The 19,244-nt window shown below is 59.6% G+C and carries 18 protein-coding genes and 1 pseudogene; 11 read left to right on the forward strand and 8 right to left on the reverse strand.

Features of this window, described 5'->3' with window-relative positions; all coding sequences use genetic code 11:
* Positions 1-7 precede the first annotated feature (7 nt).
* The 3 genes from trbG to IVB05_RS16870 all read left to right on the forward strand — a co-directional run bounded on the left by trbG (position 8) and on the right by IVB05_RS16870 (position 2,380).
* Entirely contained in the window at positions 8-943 is a 936-nt protein-coding gene (gene trbG, locus IVB05_RS16860) for a P-type conjugative transfer protein TrbG (protein WP_247786733.1), read from the forward strand.
* A gap of 62 nt (positions 944-1,005) precedes the next feature.
* Positions 1,006-2,136 (forward strand): TrbI/VirB10 family protein, encoded by a 1,131-nt coding sequence (locus IVB05_RS16865; RefSeq protein ID WP_247786734.1) that lies wholly within the window; start codon positions 1,006-1,008, stop codon positions 2,134-2,136.
* A 4-nt stretch (positions 2,137-2,140) separates the two neighbouring features.
* Positions 2,141-2,380: a DUF2274 domain-containing protein gene (locus IVB05_RS16870; RefSeq protein ID WP_247785637.1), complete on the forward strand. Its 240-nt coding sequence runs from the start codon at positions 2,141-2,143 to the stop codon at positions 2,378-2,380.
* Here the strand turns inward: IVB05_RS16870 and IVB05_RS16875 are convergent.
* On the reverse strand, positions 2,356-3,312 hold the full coding sequence (locus IVB05_RS16875) for a LysR family transcriptional regulator (RefSeq protein WP_247785638.1): 957 nt from the start codon (positions 3,310-3,312) through the stop codon (positions 2,356-2,358). The two genes, IVB05_RS16870 and IVB05_RS16875, sit on opposite strands and share 25 nt — an antisense overlap.
* A gap of 695 nt (positions 3,313-4,007) precedes the next feature.
* On the opposite strand from IVB05_RS16875, the gene IVB05_RS16880 reads away from it, so the two are divergent.
* From IVB05_RS16880 to IVB05_RS16900, 5 genes are all read left to right on the forward strand, one after another.
* Positions 4,008-4,208 carry a hypothetical protein gene (locus IVB05_RS16880; RefSeq protein WP_247785640.1) on the forward strand — a complete coding sequence of 67 codons (201 nt, stop codon included), beginning with the start codon at positions 4,008-4,010 and terminating at the stop codon, positions 4,206-4,208.
* 155 nt (positions 4,209-4,363) lie between these two features.
* The gene (gene panD / locus IVB05_RS16885) at positions 4,364-4,711 is read left to right on the forward strand and encodes an aspartate 1-decarboxylase (RefSeq protein WP_247785648.1); all 348 of its coding nucleotides are present in this window, start codon (positions 4,364-4,366) and stop codon (positions 4,709-4,711) included.
* A 455-nt stretch (positions 4,712-5,166) separates the two neighbouring features.
* Positions 5,167-5,601: a hypothetical protein gene (locus IVB05_RS16890; RefSeq protein ID WP_247785649.1), complete on the forward strand. Its 435-nt coding sequence runs from the start codon at positions 5,167-5,169 to the stop codon at positions 5,599-5,601.
* 643 nt (positions 5,602-6,244) lie between these two features.
* Positions 6,245-6,961: a DUF1614 domain-containing protein gene (locus IVB05_RS16895; RefSeq protein WP_247785650.1), complete on the forward strand. Its 717-nt coding sequence runs from the start codon at positions 6,245-6,247 to the stop codon at positions 6,959-6,961.
* Between the two features lie 751 nt (positions 6,962-7,712).
* A complete protein-coding gene (locus IVB05_RS16900; RefSeq protein WP_247785651.1) occupies positions 7,713-7,925 on the forward strand; it encodes a PRC-barrel domain-containing protein in 213 nt (70 codons plus the stop codon).
* 305 nt (positions 7,926-8,230) lie between these two features.
* Here the strand turns inward: IVB05_RS16900 and IVB05_RS16905 are convergent, their stop codons facing one another.
* On the reverse strand, positions 8,231-8,557 hold the full coding sequence (locus IVB05_RS16905) for a hypothetical protein (protein ID WP_247785652.1): 327 nt from the start codon (positions 8,555-8,557) through the stop codon (positions 8,231-8,233).
* A 339-nt stretch (positions 8,558-8,896) separates the two neighbouring features.
* Positions 8,897-9,193, reverse strand: coding sequence for a hypothetical protein (locus IVB05_RS16910; protein WP_247785656.1), 297 nt, complete (start codon positions 9,191-9,193; stop codon positions 8,897-8,899).
* Between the two features lie 960 nt (positions 9,194-10,153).
* Here IVB05_RS16910 and rocD point away from each other — a divergent pair.
* Complete coding sequence (rocD, locus tag IVB05_RS16915) at positions 10,154-11,368, forward strand: ornithine--oxo-acid transaminase (RefSeq protein ID WP_247785658.1); 1,215 nt, start codon at positions 10,154-10,156, stop codon at positions 11,366-11,368.
* Between the two features lie 408 nt (positions 11,369-11,776).
* Here rocD and IVB05_RS43420 read toward each other — a convergent pair whose 3' ends face one another.
* Positions 11,777-11,965, reverse strand: coding sequence for a hypothetical protein (locus IVB05_RS43420; protein WP_253075655.1), 189 nt, complete (start codon positions 11,963-11,965; stop codon positions 11,777-11,779).
* A gap of 321 nt (positions 11,966-12,286) precedes the next feature.
* Complete coding sequence (locus IVB05_RS16925; protein WP_247785659.1) at positions 12,287-13,039, reverse strand: NAD(P)H-binding protein; 753 nt, start codon at positions 13,037-13,039, stop codon at positions 12,287-12,289.
* 950 nt (positions 13,040-13,989) lie between these two features.
* Between IVB05_RS16925 and fdhA the strand changes: the two genes are divergently transcribed.
* Positions 13,990-15,198 carry a formaldehyde dehydrogenase, glutathione-independent gene (fdhA, locus tag IVB05_RS16930; RefSeq protein ID WP_247785661.1) on the forward strand — a complete coding sequence of 403 codons (1,209 nt, stop codon included), beginning with the start codon at positions 13,990-13,992 and terminating at the stop codon, positions 15,196-15,198.
* Between the two features lie 1,163 nt (positions 15,199-16,361).
* On the opposite strand, the gene IVB05_RS16935 is transcribed toward fdhA, so the two are convergent.
* On the reverse strand, positions 16,362-18,182 hold the full coding sequence (locus IVB05_RS16935) for a KUP/HAK/KT family potassium transporter (RefSeq protein WP_247786736.1): 1,821 nt from the start codon (positions 18,180-18,182) through the stop codon (positions 16,362-16,364).
* A gap of 89 nt (positions 18,183-18,271) precedes the next feature.
* Here IVB05_RS16935 and IVB05_RS16940 point away from each other — a divergent pair, with 89 nt between their 5' ends.
* The gene (locus IVB05_RS16940; protein ID WP_247785662.1) at positions 18,272-18,436 is read left to right on the forward strand and encodes a hypothetical protein; all 165 of its coding nucleotides are present in this window, start codon (positions 18,272-18,274) and stop codon (positions 18,434-18,436) included.
* A gap of 220 nt (positions 18,437-18,656) precedes the next feature.
* Here IVB05_RS16940 and IVB05_RS16945 read toward each other — a convergent pair whose 3' ends face one another.
* Both IVB05_RS16945 and IVB05_RS16950 read right to left on the reverse strand, forming a co-directional pair.
* Positions 18,657-18,911: a hypothetical protein gene (locus IVB05_RS16945; RefSeq protein ID WP_247785664.1), complete on the reverse strand. Its 255-nt coding sequence runs from the start codon at positions 18,909-18,911 to the stop codon at positions 18,657-18,659.
* Between the two features lie 164 nt (positions 18,912-19,075).
* Positions 19,076-19,235, reverse strand: a pseudogene (locus IVB05_RS16950) (MFS transporter); the annotation flags it as partial.
* Between the last annotated feature and the right edge of the window lie 9 nt (positions 19,236-19,244).

Genomic DNA, 19,244 nt, shown 5'->3' on the forward strand with positions numbered 1-19,244 from the left:
CAAGGTCATGCGCCCGTTTCTGTTTGCTTGCATGTTTGCACTCAGCGGCTGTGCCACCTCGAAACCGCCGCAGATCAGCTACGACGACGATATTCCGCCACTTCCCAGTCCGCCGTCGCTGGCGGAGGATCGTCCGCGATCCCTTCACGTTCCGCCGTCCTGGACGCCGGCGAAGGGAGGCAAGAAGGGAAACGTTGAGGCAAAGGAGCCTATTGCGCGGATCGAGACCGCCAATGACGCTGCGCGCGTCGAGCCGCGTAGCGCCGGCTACTTCAATGCTGTGCAGGTCTTCCCTTTTAGTCCCGGCGCCCTCTATCAGATCTACGCGAGCCCCGGACAGATCACCGATATCGCACTCGAGCCCGGCGAGCAGCTCACGGGTTCGGGGCCGGTATCGGCTGGCGACACCGTGCGCTGGGTCGTTGGCGAAACCGAAAGCGGAAGCGGCGATACCAGACGTGTCCACATCATGGTCAAGCCGACGCGGCATTCGATTGAGACCAACCTCGTGGTCAACACCGACCGGCGCACCTATCTCATCGAGCTGCGCTCGCGTGAAAAACCCTACATGCCATCAGTCGCCTGGTTCTATCCCGAGGACAGGCCCGGCCGTGCCCGAGCTGTTTCCCCGACGCCAATTCTTCCTGACTCTTCTCAGCGGCGCTATCGCTACACCCTCGAGGGCGACAATCCGCCTTGGCGGCCCGTCGGCGTCTATGACGATGGCCGCAAGGTCTATATCGAGTTCTCACCCGGCATCGTTCAGGGAGAAATGCCTCCGCTGTTTGTCATCGGTCCGGACGGCAATTCCGAGATCGTCAACTACCGAACCTATCGTAACGTGCTGATCGTCGATCGGCTGTTTGCCGCGGCCGAGCTGCGACTTGGTGGCGACTCCCAGCAAAAGGTCCGAATCATCAGAAGCGACGGGAGGCCGTCGTGACCGACAACCAAACGACTGGCGCCGATGGTCCTGGTTCTACCTCGCCGAAGAGTGCTGCGGAGATAGCCGGCTCACTGCGCCTGCGTCCAGAACGTCCGCCCGTGACTCGCCTGTCGCGTAAGGTATTGGCCGGGGGCGCGGCACTCGCGCTCGTTCTGGTTTCCGGAGCCGTGCTGTGGGCCCTGCAGCAGAATCGCACGCGTGGTCAAGCTTCCGAAGAGCTGTACAGCACCGATCACCACAATGTGGCCGACGGCCTTGCCGGGCTGCCGCGCGACTATGCGGGCATTCCGCGCGAGGTGCCGCGCCTCGGGCCGCCATTGCCGGGTGATCTCGGTCGCCCCATTGTTGCGGCCCAGGCCCAGTCCGGGCCGCTTGCGGTCGATCCCGAGCAACAGCGGATGAGCCAGGAAAGCGAGGCCGCGCGCACCAGCAAAGTATTTGCGTCGACGAATGTTCGGCCACTGGCGGCAGCGATCCCTGGCGAGTCGACCTCAAATGCCGCATCAACGGCCGATGAGGCGCTTGCCCAGAATGGACAGGACCGCAAGCTCGCTTTTGTTAGCGCTGCCGTTGATCGGCGGACCACGAGCCCTGACCGTGTGACGAAGCCAGCCTCGCGTTTTGTCGTCCAGGCAGGGTCTGTGATTTCGGCGGCCCTTATTACGGGCATCAGATCCGATCTGCCCGGACAGATCATGGCGCATGTGACCGAACCGCTATTTGATACGCTGTCCGGTCAAACTTTGTTGGTGCCCCAGGGTGCGCGGCTGATAGGAATCTATGATAGCCACGTTACACATGGCCAGTCACGCGTGCTCATGGTCTGGACACGCCTGATCATGCCGAACGGCCGATCGATCGTCCTTGAGCGCCAGCCGGGTGCCGATACCGCAGGCTATGCTGGGCTTCACGATGAGGTCGATCTTCACTGGGGCGAGCTGTTCAAGGCGGCGTTGCTGTCGACTTTGCTTGGTGTAGGAGTCGAACTTGGGTCCGGCTCGGATGCTGGCAACGGAAACAGCGCCATTCTGCAGGCCCTTCGCCGTGGGGCAGGGGATTCCCTGAACCAGACCGGTCAGCAGATCGTTCGGCGCAATCTCAACATCCAGCCGACCCTGACAATCCGGCCGGGTTTTCCGGTGCGGGTAATCGTCAATCGCGACCTCGTGCTCGAACCATACAGAGGCTGAAAAAATGGCAAAGCTGAAGCTCGGCCCCATCGCCGATGACAAGCCGGTAAAGCTCACCGTGGAACTACCGGCCGATGTCCATCGCAACCTCGCGGCCTACACCGACATGCTTGCCCGCGAAACCGGGCAGGCGATCTCGGATCCGGCAAAGCTGATCGCACCAATGCTGGCGCGATTCATGGCAACCGACCGAGCCTTTCCAAAGACCCGCCGCAAGGGTCAGCCTGCGCAAGGCAAGGGATAGCGCTCGCTCAACAATTTGAGGAAGTTTGCCAGCGCCGGATTGTCATTGTCCTTGCGCCAATGTGCTGAATAACTAACCTGACTCGGCCCCGTGCCGTCTCGTACCTCTCGATAAGTCAGGCCCGCAAAAGTGACGCCGATGTCGGACTCGGCCACCAAACTGACACCGAATCCTATGGATATGAGGGTCTTGATGATACCTCTGCTAACGTCATGGCGTTCGATCTTGGGACGGTCTGCTGTCGAGATCAGCTTTGCCAACAAAAGATCCTCAAGTTCTCGTCCCGGGTCATAATGGCTGAGAAGGACCGTCTCATTCCGCAGATCGGTCCAGTAGATCGCCTTCTTCCCAGCCAGTTGATGTCCCTCAGGCAAGGCCACCAGGACGCGCTCGCTCCACAGCGGCAAGGCGTTGCTGTCAAAGACGTGTCCCCCGTCGGTCGCGATGACCACGTCGATTGCACCATTGCGTAGGGCGGTGACGAGGCGCATCCGCGACCTTTCGACCATGCCAAGTGCGACCTGTGGGCACCGCTGCCTGAAATCTACCAACGTCGCCCGTAAATTGCCGGCCGACAGCGACGTATAGAATCCCACAGACAGCCGCCCAGCCTCGCCGCGTCCGTTAGACTTGGCTGACGTGACCAACGCATCCATTTGTTCGAGAATCGACCGCGCCGTTCGGAGAAAGTCCCGGCCAGCCGACGTGGCGCAGACGCCGCCGCTCGATCGCTCGAACACAATCACGCCTATCGATTCCTCGAGTTCCCGAATGCAGCGGCTCAGAGTTGACTGCTGCGTCAACAACGCTTCTGCCGCCCGCCGGAAGCTTCCATACTCCGCGGAAACAACCGCGTATCGGAGGTGTTGAAGGGGGATCGTTGCAGATTGATTGCGGAGAGATAAATATCTGTGGTCTTGTTCGTCGGCCATTCGCGACCATGGTGCTCTGAGAATGCAGGAGCATCGATAAGATATTTGGAATCGGGTGATTTCATCGGAAGGTTGTGTTTTTTATTAGGCCGATCCGTGCCCTGCCGTCGGCGTCCGGCAAAGGCGTTGGCCGCCCGCACGTCCGACTACGTCGCTCTTTCTGCCGACGACGGAACGCTGCCGCACCTTCGTCGGCTTGCCCTTGGTCATTATGAGGTTCGAAGTCAGAAATATTCTTTCCGACTCCTACACATCGGATGCTTGTGCTGAGCATCCGCAACGGCGGCGCGATGAACACCACTGTGAGCAAACGTTCTCGCGTCACAAGTGACGGTTCTAATGAGGGTGTCCTCACACCTACAAGGTAGCAGGCCTACCGCGTCACCTTAAATACCCGTATCCAGCGCCATCGACCCGACCAATCGGTGGCGGTCGCGCGCCACAGAAGGCGCACCCGGATATCGACGCACTGCGTACATGGATAGCGTACCTTGCGCGCTCGGGTGAAGACGCTGAAGCCCGGAAGTTGGAAGAGGACGCGATGCGATTGCTCGGCTTCGAGAAGCTTTGGCTGCGTTGCGGTGAAGGGACCTTCGCGGGGATCCGCATCCATCTCAAACAATAGCATCGGCGTCCCCAGCCACGGTGGCGCGGGATTCGACTTCAGTGTTAGACAAGAACGGAGAAGAAACCTTATGAGCAAGACATTCCTGACGGCTGGTGCGGCGCTCTTACTGATGGCCGGTATCACCCTGGCAAATGATTTTCCCTCGCAATGCAATACTCAAATGAAGAAGGTCTGCGCGAAATGGGCGCAAGGCGCCCCGGGAACTCCCGCCGGCAAATGCATCGAGTGGAAATGGCTGAAGCCGCAATGCGCCTCGCCGAATAGATGATCTTGATCAATCCAGATCGCGACTACCGTGATCGAGTAGTTCAACGGCAATCTGCCGCCAGCTGGCGCTTTCGATCCAATGTAGGTGGGCGCGGCGCGCCCTCGGCCCCTAATGGCCGGGCCGACAATTCCGGGTAACGATACAGGATACTCTCGATGCAAGTCACCTTAATGAAGGGCAAGATTCATCGTGCGCACGCGACTGAAGCCGATTTGCGCTATGAAGGCTCGATTTCCATCGACCGTGATCTCATCGAGGCTGCTGGCTTCCTCATTAATGAGCGCGTAGACATCTATAACATTGACAACGGCGCTCGATTTTCAACCTACGTCATCGAAGCTCCCGCTGACTCGGGAACCATAAGGCTTAAGGGTGCCGCGGCGCGTCAAGCGATGGTGGGCGACAGGGGCGTTATTGTTGCCTACGCCAATTTCGACGGCGATGAAGCTAGGAAGTTTCAGCCGCGCGTGGTGCTCGTCAATGAGCAGAATCTCAGGCTCTGACTCTTGCTCCTTTCTGGTTGAGAGCTGGTCCAGTCGGCCATGAGAGTCGCCTGCATCAGGCGCAACGCGGCGCGCCGGCGATACCAGTCACCATTTCTCGACCCACGTCAGATAACCAGTGCGCGAGAGATCGACGACCCTTCAGGAGTCGAGTCACCCCCGTGTTCACGCGGCATGATTTCGTCACGACGTCCCGTCGCGCCGCAATCAGCTTTGTTGTGAGCGAATGCCGTTCCGCAGGCGATTGACTCTGTAACGCGCGTTTCAAACCGAGTTGAGTTTATTGAATCGGAATTTAATGGGACGGGCGTGCGGTCTCCCTAATACCAAGATATCCGCATCGGATGCTGCAAGCAGATAGCTCGCGGTCCAGACAGCACGCTCGCCTCACGAAGCGTGATCAATTCGTCTTGTCCCACGCGGGTCTGCAATCGATCCATACAGGAGAAACGAAAATGATTTCATTCAAAGCTCTTGCAGCGGCCGTGCTGCTGGCCGCGACCGCAGCGACGCCGGCATTCGCGCAAGCTGCTGTGGGTGCGCCTCCGGTCGTGGTGTCGGGCGGTGTAAGCAGCAGCGACCGCGCCCTGTATATCAAGAATCTACAGGACTCCGGGTATAATCCGAAGAACGACTTCAATCCGAACGGGACCATAAGGGCCGCCATCCAGGAGCCGGGCGCGTTCGCTTTCTATTATCCCAATCTGGACGTTCTGAATGGAGGCGCGCCAACGCCTGCTGCCAAGGCTTCTCCCGACTGGCCCGCGTTGAAGGGCGCGTGTGCGTCGGCCGGCGGCGGCATCTCTTACTGCGGCGACCGCTACGACTCATATGCTTTTGCGCCCGACGCATTCCCGCGTCATCATGCTCGCCGCCATCACCGGTCGTGACTCGACCGCGCGGTACAGCGCCGTGCGCGGCCCCACGGCCGCGTGGCGCGCTGTGGCGCAAGGCGGACCTCATCAGGAAGCGATGGCGATCTCACTCTCTCGACTGCTCCCTCCAGATGACGGGGTCATAAGCCGACATCGCAGCAATGAATCGAATGTCGCTAAGGGTCAAAACCGGAAGTGCCTCGGCCGACGCGGCATGCCCGCTCTACCCCCGGCAGCAGACATCGGTACGCCGACCGCTCAAGTCCGTTTCGTGCTGCCAGTACCAGACTCGCGCACCGCAGCAATATTCGGCGGATCAAAGCCGTCGCATCGCCCTTGCTTGTCACAGCAGAGGGCGAGATCGCCGACTAACTCGAGAGACCGCTCGCGCAAGACTGACGCGGACTAAGCCCTTGCGAGTGTCCAAAATGGCGCGCGTTAGTGCACGCGAGGTGCCAAATCAGGGCCGTAGGTGTTGCCGCGATCAATTCCAACGCAGAACATTGTGAAGTGACAGAACGCAGGGCGATCCTACCTAAACAATGGCCCTACAGCGTCTTTGTCCTGGTCACCCACCTTTCCCCCGTGCTGGCTCGGCGTGACGTTGTAGCGGCCCCTAGCGCCGTCCCTGCCCGAACCAAATCAAGCCATCGATCTCATGGATGATCCCCAGGTTCACTATTTGCCGCTGACGCCGGGATTTTTTTCGGTCCTGGTTTTTTTGGCATTGGCGCTGGTCATCCTGATCCAACTCCGTATCCTTAGATATGCCTATATGCGGCTCGGGGTAGGTCCGGGGGTCGCACTCCTTCTCCTATTCGGCTCATTGATCGGAAGCTACTTCAATCTTCCGATTGCCGTGCTGCCCGGTCCGCCGGTCAGATCAGGGCAAGTCGTCGACTTCTTCGGTATGCGCTATGTGGTGCCTTTCGTGGTTTCGCCCAGCACCATTTTGGCTGTGAATGTCGGCGGTGCGGTGATTCCGACATTGATGTCCGCCTATCTCGTGCTTCGCTACCAGCTCTGGCTCAGGGCAGCGATCGCTGTCGCCGTAATCGCCTTCATTGTTCATTCCACGGCGACGCCAGTGGCTGGTATTGGCATTGCCGTGCCGGTCTTTGTGCCGGTCGTGGCCATGGCAATCCTTGCCCTCGTCCTTTCCCGCGAATATGCAGCGCCGCTGGCTTATATCGGCGGATCCATGGGAACGCTAATCGGCGCCGATATTCTCAATCTGGACAAGATCGGCAGCCTTGGCGCGCCGATCGCTTCCATCGGTGGCGCAGGGACATTTGACGGCATATTCCTGACCGGCATTTTGGCGGTGCTGCTTGCAGGCCTTGCCTCTCCATCGCGGCCGCGGCCGGCGTCGTAGGCGACCGGGTGCGTGAAAATGGCAGCTCAACGCCGACACAGGCGCGCGCCCCAATTTTTTTTGCAGGTCGGGCCAACCGCCGCAGGTGCCGAGGCGCCGGAGTCGTCCGGCGGTGATGGGATCGCGAACCTCGCCGAGCGGGGAGGTGGTGAACTTCCACCGCGGATCGAGCCGGCGCCGGATCACGTTGACCAGGAATGCCTGCAAGGCGAATTCGGTCGGCGCCGGCGGCGCAATTCCCCTTTGCCGGCGGCGACTAGAATAGATGCAGCTGCCGCGCCTCGGCCGGCATCCGGGATTTGGCCTTCATGGCTACCAAGTCGTGCCGGTCACCACCGCGACCGCACTGGTCCGGCGCAGCATCCAGTCGCAGTCGATGAGGGTGCGCATGCCGATGCACGCGGTCTGCCACAGCGACTGGGGTCGGCGCGGCGATCACCGCCGGCGAACCTGGCGGGCCGATCGCGGCTGGCGTACTGTCCATGTGGGGATGAAAAGCCAACCGATCGCAGGCCCAGAAAAGTGTGTCGTCTCGGTTCATCGTAGGTGAGCGCGCTTTGCCCGATGCCGATCGACGCGCGTCGATCGTCGCGCGTCAGCATGAAGCGCGAGCGACATACGATGACCCTCACTGACGCGATCTGCGTCGGTGCCGTTGTTAGTGCGGTTCCATTGACCCGTTTGCCGCACACGGGTCACGACTTGCGCAATGCAAACACCGTCCCCTCTCAAACTCTGATCCGGGTCACCTATGCCAACTGTGAAACTCCGTGCGTCCATTATCTCTCGGCGAGTACGGCAAGCCCAGACAGACCTTGTCGGCAAGGCCGTGATCCTATCCGACGGAAAGGCCGGGACGGTCGAGAGCGTTTGGCTAGACGAAATGCACGGACTGCGAATTTTTATCAGAGGCCACGATGTGAAGTGGCCTACCTGCACCATCAAATTCATGCAGCCGGACTGAAATCGGATTTTGGGCTGCGGCAAGCGGCTTAGGTACGACCGAGACGATCCAGCGCGTCGGTCCCACCGCCGCTCACGTGGCTAGCCGGACTAGCGCCGACAACATCCTTTGCATCGCAAATCGCTTCTGGGACCTCATGCCTCTCAGGCGAGATCAGAAGTTGTTTGCGCATTTCGGCGAGGCGGGCACGGCAGTATTCGCGGTAGAGGAGGTCGAATATGGCGGGCATGATCCAACCTCGTTGTTTGAGTTGATCTGCACCATCAGCTCTAAGCTATCATTTACCTTGGGGTCCAAGATGTGAACTAGATCACAGTCTGTCCCTCTTGAGTTTCCTCCGCCCCAATGCCTTCCTTTCGCGCCGGATTGAACTCCCGAACATGGTGACGGTTCAACGCCCACACGACGCCAAGCCGGGCGAACATCGTGGGGCCGCCGAGATCGGCGACCAGCATCAGCGGCCGGATCGCGGCCTGCCATTCGACCAGATCGGACTCGGCCTTCGGCAGCTCGGTGATGTAGGTCGCGGCGTCGCGCAGGGTGACGAGCTTGCGCCCGTTCGGCAACGCGATCGGCTCGTCAAACTCACGGCTCCAGGCTGAACTACGCCAGGCTGAACTACGCTCTGACATCTCTCGCCCGGAATATACAACCCGAAGCGGCTGGGTGGGCAAGGGGGTACGCGAAAGCCGAAGCTATCTGATCAGGTGCTCCAGCATGGCCTCACAGGCCTTCTTCGGTAAACGTCTTGAAGGGTGATCCGCGCACCCTGATGGCAGGCTTGTTGATATCGATGGGGCGCCAAGAAGCTACAAACCCAGGCTTCCCATGAAGTCGAGGACCACTGCTACTACGTTACTGATCACGAACGAGAAGGCGCGCTCGCTCGCGCTCCATATCTCTAACTCCTCTGTAGGAGGACCAAGGCGGCTAAAGTGCAGGCCCATTCATCCCTCTTGTTGCCCGCCGCTTTAGTCGCAGACGCGCTCCCTGCGCGTGATCCTGCGGCGGTCGTCCCGTTCTATCGTGGTAGTCTCCATGCGGCAGCGCTGTCGCGGGCCGATGGTGACACCGCCTGGACCGACACCAACAGTGGCGTTGGAGTAGTAGCCGCGACGTTCCCTATAGTAGCCGGGGTCGCGGTCCTCGAAGTGCCGCCCGGTTTGCATATCGACTTGGGCAATCTTGACGCCTTGGGCGTTGACCGGAGTGACGAGCGGGGCAGTCGTCAGCACCGCTGCCGCCACGACAAAAGCGATTTTGATCATGGGGAGTCCTCCTTGGACTTGAAGAGGTGTAACGGGCACGAACACTCAGGGGTTCCACTGGGCATTGCGGGAAGGGGGGCCGGCGCGCCCCCTCTGCCGGGAGAATGTGCACGCCGAGCCCCCGCAGAACTTGGACCGGATTCGCGCATTCCCGATAGAGTGATTTTCTTACACCGCGTTGTCAGCGTTCTGTCCGCATGTATTCGCTGCGCTCAGAGATTAACCGCAAGTCAGGATCGGCACTCAATGAAAGGGACGTTTCCATAGTCCGGACCGAGCTTCTTTGAGGGCGCTCCGCTGCGAGGACCCAGGCAATCATGCCAAGCGCGAACACGGCCGCCGCTAAAGTCCAAGGATTCCGCACCACGGCATCCTCCTTTTGGCGATTGAACGGCCTAGACCGCCATTAAAAATGCGCCCAGACCGCCGGCGCGGAATTTAAACGCGATCGTTTGGCTTGCAGTTCCAATTTAACCGAGGATCGCGAACAGGGCAGCTCCGACCAGGGTTGCCAGCCACACAAGCGACACCACTATGAAAAACCTATCGCGTGCCATGGAGCCGAATGAGATCCGGCCAGCTATTGATATAGATCATGCTTACGTTGAAGCCGTGAACCCGGCCGTTAGTCGTGAAGCTGCGTCGATCTCTTCGGATGCGATCGAGCGCTCGTCACGACGGCGCTGGCGGAAGCCGATCGCATCGATCCGGTATGCGGGGATTCTGACGAGCGGGCCAATTTTTTATAGCGATATCAAATGCTTATATGGATAGAAGGCGGAAGGGGCGTCCGCTAGGTTGTTTCTGTCCAGCCCGATAGGGTAGCGCCGTTTAGCGTCACCCAATGCGTCCGCAAGCAAAATGCCTGTGGTAACTTGATGATGATCATCGGGCATTCGCAGGCTGGAAAATGGCGATAGCCCACTGTCTGCCAGTTCGCTCCAACTGGAGTGACGAAACATGGATCCATCGGTCACTGATTTCATCGCGAGGGAAGCGCGCTTTGGCGCCCAGAACTACGAACCGCTCGGCGTCGTTCTGTCGCGGGGCGAGGGCGTCTTTGTTTGGGATACGCAGGGCCATCGCTACCTCGATTGCCTCTCCGCCTATTCCGCGGTGAATCAGGGCCACTGCCATCCGAAGATCTTGGCCGCGATGGTGGAGCAGGCGGGCCGGCTGACGCTGACGTCGCGCGCCTTTCACAACGACCAGCTGGCCCTCTTTTACGAAGAGATCGCGGCGCTGACCGGCTCCCACAAGGTGCTGCCGATGAACAGCGGCGCCGAAGCGGTGGAGAGTGCGATCAAGTCGGTGCGCAAATGGGGCTATGAGGTGAAGGGAGTGCCGGACGGGCAGGCCGAAATCATCGTCTGCGCCGATAATTTTCACGGCCGCACCCTTGGCATCATCGGCTTCAGCACCGACCCGGCGGCACGTGACCATTTCGGACCGTTCGCGGCGGGCTTCAAGATCATCGCCTTCGGCGATGCCACGGCGCTGAAAAAGGCAATCACGCCCAACACGGTCGCCTTTTTGGTCGAACCGATCCAGGGAGAAGCTGGCGTCGTCATCCCGCCGTCAGGTTACTTTACAGAAGTGCGCGAACTCTGCGCCGCGCACGACGTGATGCTGATTCTGGATGAGATCCAGACCGGGCTCGGCCGCACCGGCAAGCTGCTCGCGGAACAGCACGAGGGCATCGAGGCGGATGTCACGCTGCTCGGCAAGGCGTTGTCCGGCGGCTTTTACCCAGTGTCGGCCGTGCTTTCGAACAACGCGGTGCTCGGCACCCTGAAACCTGGTCAGCACGGTTCGACCTTCGGCGGCAATCCGCTCGCCTGTGCGGTGGCTCGGGCCGCGCTGCGCGTGCTGGTCGAGGAAGGGATGATCGAGAACGCAGCCGCCCAGGGCACCCGCTTTCTCGATGGCCTGAGCAGCATCCGCAGCAACACGATCCGGGAAGTGCGCGGACGCGGGCTGATGCTGGCCGTCGAGCTTCACCCGGAAGCAGGCGGTGCACGTCGCTACTGTCAGGCCCTGCAGGCCCGAGGCATCCTCGCCAAGGACACACATGGGCACACGATTCGCATCGCCCCGCCGCTAGTTATCTCCAGCGATCAGGTCGACTGGGCGCTGGAACAGATCGCCGCCACTTTGAGGCAGGATTTCTCGTGACCACTGGCCAGCGCCGCCGACTGCCGTCGTTCTGTTAGTCCCGATACACACCCGCATGCCTCATCTTCCGGGTATACCGAAAAACCCATTTTAAAACTCGCGTGCGGATGCACGCGCTCGCTGAGCTATTTCCCTTCGCTGAGCTAAATGGAAGGAGCATGCTGACTCCGGCAAAGAAGAACTCAATGAAAAAGCGCGTCGCCATCTGTCTACGGGTCAGCACATCCAAGGACACCGAAAGTCAACTGCGCGAGTTGAGCGCTGTGGCCGGTAGGTCGGGATGGGAGATTTGGAAAGTCTACGAAGACGCCGGCATCAGCGGCGCCAAGGGCAGGCATCAACGTCCTGGGCTTGACGCCATGATGAGAGCGATGAAATGCGAAAGAGCTCGACATGGTTGCGACATGGTCAGTGGATCGGCTCGGTCGATCGCTCACCGACCTGCTCGACATTCTCCAAAGCCTTCGTGAAAAGGGAGTCGGCCTGTTCCTTCACCAGCAAGGACTCGATACTTCGACCACCGCCGGCAAGGCGTTGTTTTAGATGCTGAGCGTATTTGCGGAATTTGAGCGGAGGATCATTCGAGAGCGAGTCCACGCCTTTCTCGCTCGTGCCAGGGCGAAAGGAACGAAACTAGGGCGGCGTCGTGTCGAGCCTGCTATTGAAGCGCGAATATGAGCCACGGCGGAACGACGCTATTCCGATATCGAGTGACCGCTTCTGGCGGATACTGTTGAAAAAGTCGAAATTTGAGAGGCTGCCAAAATCTTGGGAAAGCCGATGTTTGGACGTTTCTACCGCTGCATGCTCGCTAGGGGCGATGCGAAGGTCCGTGGTCGTTTTTGTGAAGGTAGAAAAGACGTTTTCAACACAATCTGCCAACAGGCGACACTCCACCCGGGTGGGGTTGTGCTCTGTTCAGGGCGCGCGTGCCGTCCAGCGCTCCTTTTTACCTTTCATGCCGACCGGCAAAGCCAAACCCACGCGATGGCGTGACATCGCATTCCCGGGTTCAAGGTTGTTCAGCATCAGCGCCGCCGCGTCAGCGTAGGGGATGATCATTTCTGGCACACGAGAGGCAAAGATCGGCACGAGCAGCCAATCGGGCAACCACTTGACTGCAGCGGGTGTTTGAACAGGCAATCGGTCTATGGCGACGCGCAACCTTTCCAGGCCGACAGCAGCGTCCTCCACCATCGGGCCAGGGCAGAGCAGGCGAAAGTCCAGTGTGGATGCCTCGAGCCGCTTGAAGTTCTCGCCGTGCGGCCAGTAGGTCTTCTTGATCAACGGCAGCTCCAATCCGCGACGCCGCGTGTCGCCAATGTCCAGCAGACCTGCTCCCGCCATGAACCACGCCACCGGGCGATTTGCCGGCTCAATGGTCTCAAGGCCACTGACAATATGTGCTACCAGAGTGACGAATCTGTCGCCGTCGCTAACCAGACCCGCGGTGTTGATGACAACATCGTCACCGCCCAGAAGCGCTCCGAGCTGATTTGCAGACAGGGTGGTAATATCGGCTTTGTGCACTTTGACCTTGTCCCGCCATGATGCGGGCAGTTTGGAAGGTGTGCGCACCATCACCGAAACCTCGTGTCCGGCATCAACGGCTTGCTGAGCAACGTGCTTACCCATCGCGCCCGAGGCGCCGAGCACTATGATCCTGGTCATCGCAATGTGCCTTTCAGTTTGAAATAATCAATCGTTCATTTTATGCTGGTCCATTGTTGTCCGGCGATGCCGGCCTTTGCCTTTTCATGACCGTCGTGGGTCATTTGCCACCGAATTGGGCTGCGGAAGTCCATGCAGGCCATCCGGACCTGTTGGCCCTCCATGGTCAGCGGCAGGAATTGGAGGGGGCCAGGATACGGCCAGCCTTCCAGGCTCGTGCCAAGCGGCTCAGTATATGTGTTGGGCGGTTGTGTGGCGGCAGTAGCGGGGGTGGGACTAAAGTGGTCGCCGTGGCGAATGGAGCCAAAGACGCCGCTGCGAGAAAGGGCAATCCCAGCAGAGTGCGGCGGCTAGCGTCTTGCTCACCGTCTGCGGTTTTGCGAACTCGTGAGAGTGGACGCGCAAGTTGTGTTTCTTCGGTCATGGAAACCCTCTTTCGCGCAGTCAGATGCAAACCGCTCAAACATAGACAGGCCGCCAAAAGGCGGTAGCCCCGACGGAAAGCCGCCCAAAGTCGATCTTTCGAGGTCAAAATAACGAACACCGTCAAGTGCGCCCAAGGTCAGTCATCTCATCTTTCGCAGAGGGCTAGTTCGAATATGCCGCCCGCTCTCACGCCGAGTTGAAGCACGTCCCTCACGATTGTTTGAAGCCCACGTGCTCGCCCGCCACGTCGGACGCCGCTGGGGGAAGATTGCCGGGAGACCAAGGCGTGATCCCGAAGTTAGCGCAAGCTCGCCCCAGTCGCAGCAAGAAGGGCAAAGTCATTTTCCGGCACGCTGATATGTTCGAGCCAATCCGGTTGGCGTCGGCTTGGGGCAAAATCCCAAGATCCGCCCGTACATCGGGGATTCGTTGAGTCCCTCAGCGGGCACTGATGGCGTCCTGCCGCCCGCAGAAACTCGGCACATCGAAATGAATCTCAGAGCGAAACTTAGAGGAGATTGCAGATGCCTTCCAATTCCAATCGTGGCGTGGTTTACCTCAAGCCCGGCAGCGTCGAAGTTCAGAGCATCGACTTTCCGACCTTCCGCAATCCGGCAGGAAAGTCGATCGACCACGGCGTGATCCTCAAGGTCGTAACGACAAATATCTGCGGCTCCGACCAGCACATGGTCCGGGGCCGCACGACGGCACCGGCCGGCATGGTGCTCGGACACGAGATCACCGGCGAGGTGATCGAGAAAGGCCGTGACGTCGAGTATCTCAAGGTCGGCGACCTCGTATCGGTGCCTTTCAACGTCGCGTGCGGCCGCTGCCGGACCTGTCGAGAGGGTGACACCGGCGTCTGCCTTCACGTCAATTCCGACCGCGCTGGCGGCGCCTATGGCTATGTCGATATGGGCGGATGGATCGGCGGGCAGGCCGACTACGTGATGGTGCCCTATGCCGATTTCAACCTGCTGAAGTTTCCGAACAAGGCGCACGCGATGGAAAGGATCCGTGATCTGACCTGCCTCTCCGATATTCTGCCGACGGGATTCCATGGAGCCGTCACAGCCAAGGTCGGGGTGGGGTCGACGGTCTATGTCGCCGGCGCCGGGCCGGTCGGCCTCGCGGCGGCAGCGTCCGCGCGCATCCTTGGCGCAGCAGTTGTCTTGATCGGAGATATGAACACGGAGCGACTCGCCCACGCCAAGAACGTCGGCTTCGAGCCGATCGATCTCACCAGGCACGATCGGTTGGGCGAACTGGTCGCCGACGTCCTCGGCGTTCCGGAAGTCGACTGTGCGATCGACTGCGTCGGCTTCGAAGCAAAGGCGCAAGGAACCGACGGCAAGGTCGTCGAAGCGCCTGCCGTCGTGCTGAACAGCCTGATGGAGATCACCCGCGCAGCCGGCGCGATCGGCATTCCCGGCCTCTATGTGACCGACGATCCCGGCGCGAAGGAGCAGGCAGCCAAACAGGGCAACCTCAGCCTGCGCCTCGGTCTCGGCTGGGCAAAGTCCCATGCCCTCCACACCGGCCAGACGCCGGTGCTGAAATACAATCGCCAGCTCATGCAGGCGATACTTTGGGACAGGCTGCCCATCGCCAAGATCGTCAATGTCAAGGTGATCGATCTTGAGCAGGCGCCGGAAGGCTACAAATCATTCGACGCCGGCGTCGCAAGCAAATTCGTCATCGATCCGCACGGGCAACTCTCTAAAGCGGCCTGAGACAAAAGCGGACTGGGCGCATCACTGATTGAGGGACCTTTCTATCTCCAAAACGGCACCGTGGACGCGCTAAGCGTCCACGGTATATTATCGAGCGGCAGCGGGGCGATTTTTTCCTCTCAACTTGAAACATGAGCTTCTCGAGTGGGACTCACTCAGCGGGCGTCTGGGCAGCGCTGCGCGGCTGGGCCGCCATCCCTTCACGGGCGAGCCGGGGCGAGGCCCGTGAGCAGAATGGCAGCGACGATGGCACCAACGATTGGGTCTGTCACCTCGCTGAAATTACCAGTCGCGACCATAGGGCCAGGCGCTCGCGCCGGGTTGAAGGCGGCACCCGTTTGGAAGGAACGACCTGATGGCAGCCCATTCAAAGTCTGGGAGTTCATACCGCGTGATTCGAGATTCCAGTTTGGGCGCTTGAATCACGTCCAAACCGATGCTTTCCACCGGCAAAACCGGACATCCCGGATTTCCGAGATTACCCGGCCTAACCGGACATGCTGCGGATATGCCAAAATCGACGCGAATGACCCGCAGCGCGCCTCAGCAGGTCGTCCGGTTAGACGCGAACTTAATAGCCCTCCCTCGCGTCGTTCTTCGTTAAGGTCGTTGCGCATCGGCGGCATCGAACTTTTGCCCTGCGTTCGAGCAGTGCGGCAAACAATGCCGCACCCTGGTTTCCGGAGCGACTATGAAGACATGAAAGTTACCGCCAGCGCGCACGATTTTAGTGCGGCACACGCCGCTACGCGCCGCTTCGTCGAAAATAGTCAAATCCCCAGGAAGCGATAAGGTCATGCGTGCAATACGGTTCAAGACCTTGGCGATCCCTCGGTCCTTGAGTTGGCGGAGGTAGCGACCTCGGTCGTCGTTGAGACGACGGCGCTGGTGCGAGTGACGGCGGCCTCGATCAATCCGAGCGATGTCAAGAACGTCGCCGGAGCCATGAAGCAGACGATGCTGCCGCGCCCATCGTATCTAATCTTTTGTGTAGTCTTACCGGATTCTGGCGGCCTCTGATGCCGGTGCTCGAGCAGGCGAGCCCTCCGTTCATGACAAGCTCAAGTCCCAAGAACGAGAACGGCTGCATTCGCGCAAGCTGAGGAGCTTTGCCTGACTGCTACTCGAATAGAAAGCTCGCCGCTGCCTGCTCTATCTGCTTATTATAGCTCGACCCTTCGGCCTATTTCAATCAATGCGCTCGAGGGTATCTTGAACCGGTCGATGGCATGCGCGGAATTGCGCGACATGAACGAGAATAATGCGATGCGCCATCGCGACAGGGGATTTCGATGTTTGCGGCTGCTGAAATCCACTCGCTCGATGTAATAGCTTGCTTCATCGAGGACTGGCACTCCGTCCTTTTTCGCAAGCGCGAGGACGGCCGGAAGGTCGGGGACTTCGACGAAACCAAAGTGAACAGTTACGTGCCAAAAACCCTCGTCGAGTTGTTCTATGCGGACGCGGTCTTTTGATCGAATGCGAGGAACGTCCTCGAAGCTGACCGTCAGGCAAATAACGGTCTTTTGCAGCGATCCGACGCGCTTCACGTAGTTGACGATGATGGGCGGTATCGCCTCGCCAACTCGTGTGAGAAACACCGCCGTGCCACGAACTCTTGCGACGTTATCTGTGCGAAGGTGCGCGAAGAACTTGGCCGGCTGTTGAGATAGTGCCGCGTTGCGGCGATGCATTGCCTCAACGCCGTAATGCCAGGTCGTCATGATGGTGAACACGAGGGCGCCGAGTGTCAACGGGATCCAGCCGCCATCCAATATCTTCAGAAGGTTCGCCGAGAAGAAGGCGAGATCGATGGCCAAGAAGACACTCGTGATGGCGGCTGCTTGGCACAGGGACCACTGCCACCGATTGCGCATTACATGGTAGAGCAACGCCGTCGTTAAGACCATGGTGGTCGATACAGCGGTCCCGTAAGCTCCGGCAAGGCGGTCGGAGCTTCCGAATCCTGCGGTCAGGCCGACCGTAAACGCCATCATGGTCCAATTGACGAATGGTACGTAGATCTGTCCGTGTTCTTCCGCCGAGGTCTGACGGATCCGTACACCCGGAAACCAGCCGAGCTGCATCGCCTGCCGCGTCATGGAGAACACACCCGTAATGATGGCCTGGCTGGCGATGATGGTGGCGAGCGTTGCAAGCGCGACCAGCGGGTAAATCGACCAGTTTGGCGCGAGCTTGAAAAACGGGTTTGTTTCCAGGTTGGGAGCGTCCAGGAAATTTCCGATCTGGCCAGCGTAATTGAGGACGAGAGCCGGCAGCACCACGCAATACCAGGCAGCGCGGATTGGATTTGGTCCGATGTGGCCCATGTCAGCGTAAATCGCTTCACCACCCGTCAGCGCGAGGAATACGCCGCCCAGCAGAGTGAATCCGAGAAATCCGTGCCCCATCACGAGTCGGGCACCATAGATAGGGTTTATCGCCGCCAGAACATGCGGATGATGCACGACCCCGATAACGCCAAGAATCGCGATTGTGGCAAACCACGCGAACATGATCGGTCCGAAGGTCTTTCCAACGGTCCCGGTCCCACGATTCTGAATCGCAAACAGGCCGACCAGAATGACAAGGGCAAACGGCATCGTGTACGGTTTGAATATACTTGTTGCGACGTTTAGACCTTCTACCGCGCTGAGGACCGAGATTGCCGGCGTAATAATTCCGTCTCCATAGATAAGGGCTGCACCAAACAGGCCTATGATAATGAGCCACCGACCACGACCAGCCCAGCGGGCACCGGTCAACGTCATCAGCGCGAGTATCCCGCCTTCACCGTGATTGTCGGCGCGCATGACCAGAAAGCAGTACTTGATCGATATCGTGATGATCAGGGCCCAAAAGACGAGGGACAGCGAGCCAAGAGCCGCTTCCGGCGTGAATTGATCTCCCATGAAGTGCATAATAGTCTGCAAGGTATACAGAGGGCTGGTCCCTAGGTCGCCGTAGACAATGCCGAGTGCCAGAAGCCCAGCCGGTACGGTTGCGGGCCGTGCAAACCTCTTTTGAGTGTCCCCAGCTCGATCCGCCGGAGTATTCAGTGCGGAAGCAGCAGATGTTGGCATTATATTTTCAGCATTCTTCCTTCGTCCGCAGCGAGATGGGGCAAGCTTGCGCCACCCATCGCGTCAACATGTTCAGCTTGAAGAGAAAAAATCCGAATGTGGGTACGGCCAAGCTGGTGCGTATCCCGCCGCTCGGTGTGGTTAGCGATCATTGAGCCTTCCTCACGCGGCCAACCTGGAGCATCGCGCCTTTCGCACATCACGGGTTGTCTTTCAGGCGGCGAGACCGTGAGCGCTAAGGTCAGATGGCCTATCCCACGTAATGTAGGTCCAGACTCTGTCCCGACCATGAAATTGGAGCGTCGGAGGGCTAAATTCGAGTTTAAGAGATCGCGTGTGTACGTAGAGCGCCGAGCGCAACAGGTCTGATCACGCTTAGAGCTGAGGCGGTGGCGTTTGTTCGGCTGGCGCGGTGTGTTCGGCCACATCGTCTTGGCCAAGCATCAGCGCCACTCCCATGGCAATGATGCCGAGCGCCGCCAGCAGCAGCAGGCCGCCGGCATAGCTGCCGATATGGTCCTTGATCCAGCCCCATGCGGACGGCCCCGCGAATCCCGCGAGGTTGCCGATCGAATTGATCACGGCGATTCCGGCGGCGGCCGCGGCGGCGGAGAGGAAGGCGGTGGGCAACGTCCAAACACCGGCAGGTTGGCAAAGCCAGCCACGCAACGCGAGATCATCTTCAGCGTCGGGTTATCGACGGCTGTGGAGACCGCGATTCAGGCTGCGGCAATAAATGTAGCGAATGCGACATGGAACCGCCGCTCGACGACGAGATCGGAGCGCCGGCGCATCAGCATGATGCGGGCAATCCATTTGCGAGCACCGAATGGTCCAGCAGCAGGTTGGACGGCACTCGAACATGAAATACGCAACGAAAAAGATGCCGGCGCCGGGACCGAACGCGGTCTGCGACAGACCGATGTCCTGGTTCATCTCGAGCGCGCAAAACCCACGCAGGCT

Origin of the sequence: Bradyrhizobium sp. 170 (assembly GCF_023101085.1) — a bacterium.
GTDB lineage: Bacteria > Pseudomonadota > Alphaproteobacteria > Rhizobiales > Xanthobacteraceae > Bradyrhizobium.

Coding starts and splice junctions, on each gene's coding strand:
- trbG (WP_247786733.1), top strand. CDS start 8: ATGCGCCCGTTTCTGTTTGCTTGCATGTTTGCACTCAGCGGCTGTGCC.
- IVB05_RS16870 (WP_247785637.1), top strand. CDS start 2,141: ATGGCAAAGCTGAAGCTCGGCCCCATCGCCGATGACAAGCCGGTAAAG.
- IVB05_RS16875 (WP_247785638.1), bottom strand. CDS start 3,312: ATGGCCGACGAACAAGACCACAGATATTTATCTCTCCGCAATCAATCT.
- IVB05_RS16880 (WP_247785640.1), top strand. CDS start 4,008: ATGAGCAAGACATTCCTGACGGCTGGTGCGGCGCTCTTACTGATGGCC.
- panD (WP_247785648.1), top strand. CDS start 4,364: ATGCAAGTCACCTTAATGAAGGGCAAGATTCATCGTGCGCACGCGACT.
- IVB05_RS16890 (WP_247785649.1), top strand. CDS start 5,167: ATGATTTCATTCAAAGCTCTTGCAGCGGCCGTGCTGCTGGCCGCGACC.
- IVB05_RS16895 (WP_247785650.1), top strand. CDS start 6,245: ATGGATGATCCCCAGGTTCACTATTTGCCGCTGACGCCGGGATTTTTT.
- IVB05_RS16900 (WP_247785651.1), top strand. CDS start 7,713: ATGCCAACTGTGAAACTCCGTGCGTCCATTATCTCTCGGCGAGTACGG.
- IVB05_RS16905 (WP_247785652.1), bottom strand. CDS start 8,557: ATGTCAGAGCGTAGTTCAGCCTGGCGTAGTTCAGCCTGGAGCCGTGAG.
- IVB05_RS16910 (WP_247785656.1), bottom strand. CDS start 9,193: ATGATCAAAATCGCTTTTGTCGTGGCGGCAGCGGTGCTGACGACTGCC.
- rocD (WP_247785658.1), top strand. CDS start 10,154: ATGGATCCATCGGTCACTGATTTCATCGCGAGGGAAGCGCGCTTTGGC.
- IVB05_RS16925 (WP_247785659.1), bottom strand. CDS start 13,039: ATGACCAGGATCATAGTGCTCGGCGCCTCGGGCGCGATGGGTAAGCAC.
- fdhA (WP_247785661.1), top strand. CDS start 13,990: ATGCCTTCCAATTCCAATCGTGGCGTGGTTTACCTCAAGCCCGGCAGC.
- IVB05_RS16940 (WP_247785662.1), top strand. CDS start 18,272: ATGTTGGCATTATATTTTCAGCATTCTTCCTTCGTCCGCAGCGAGATG.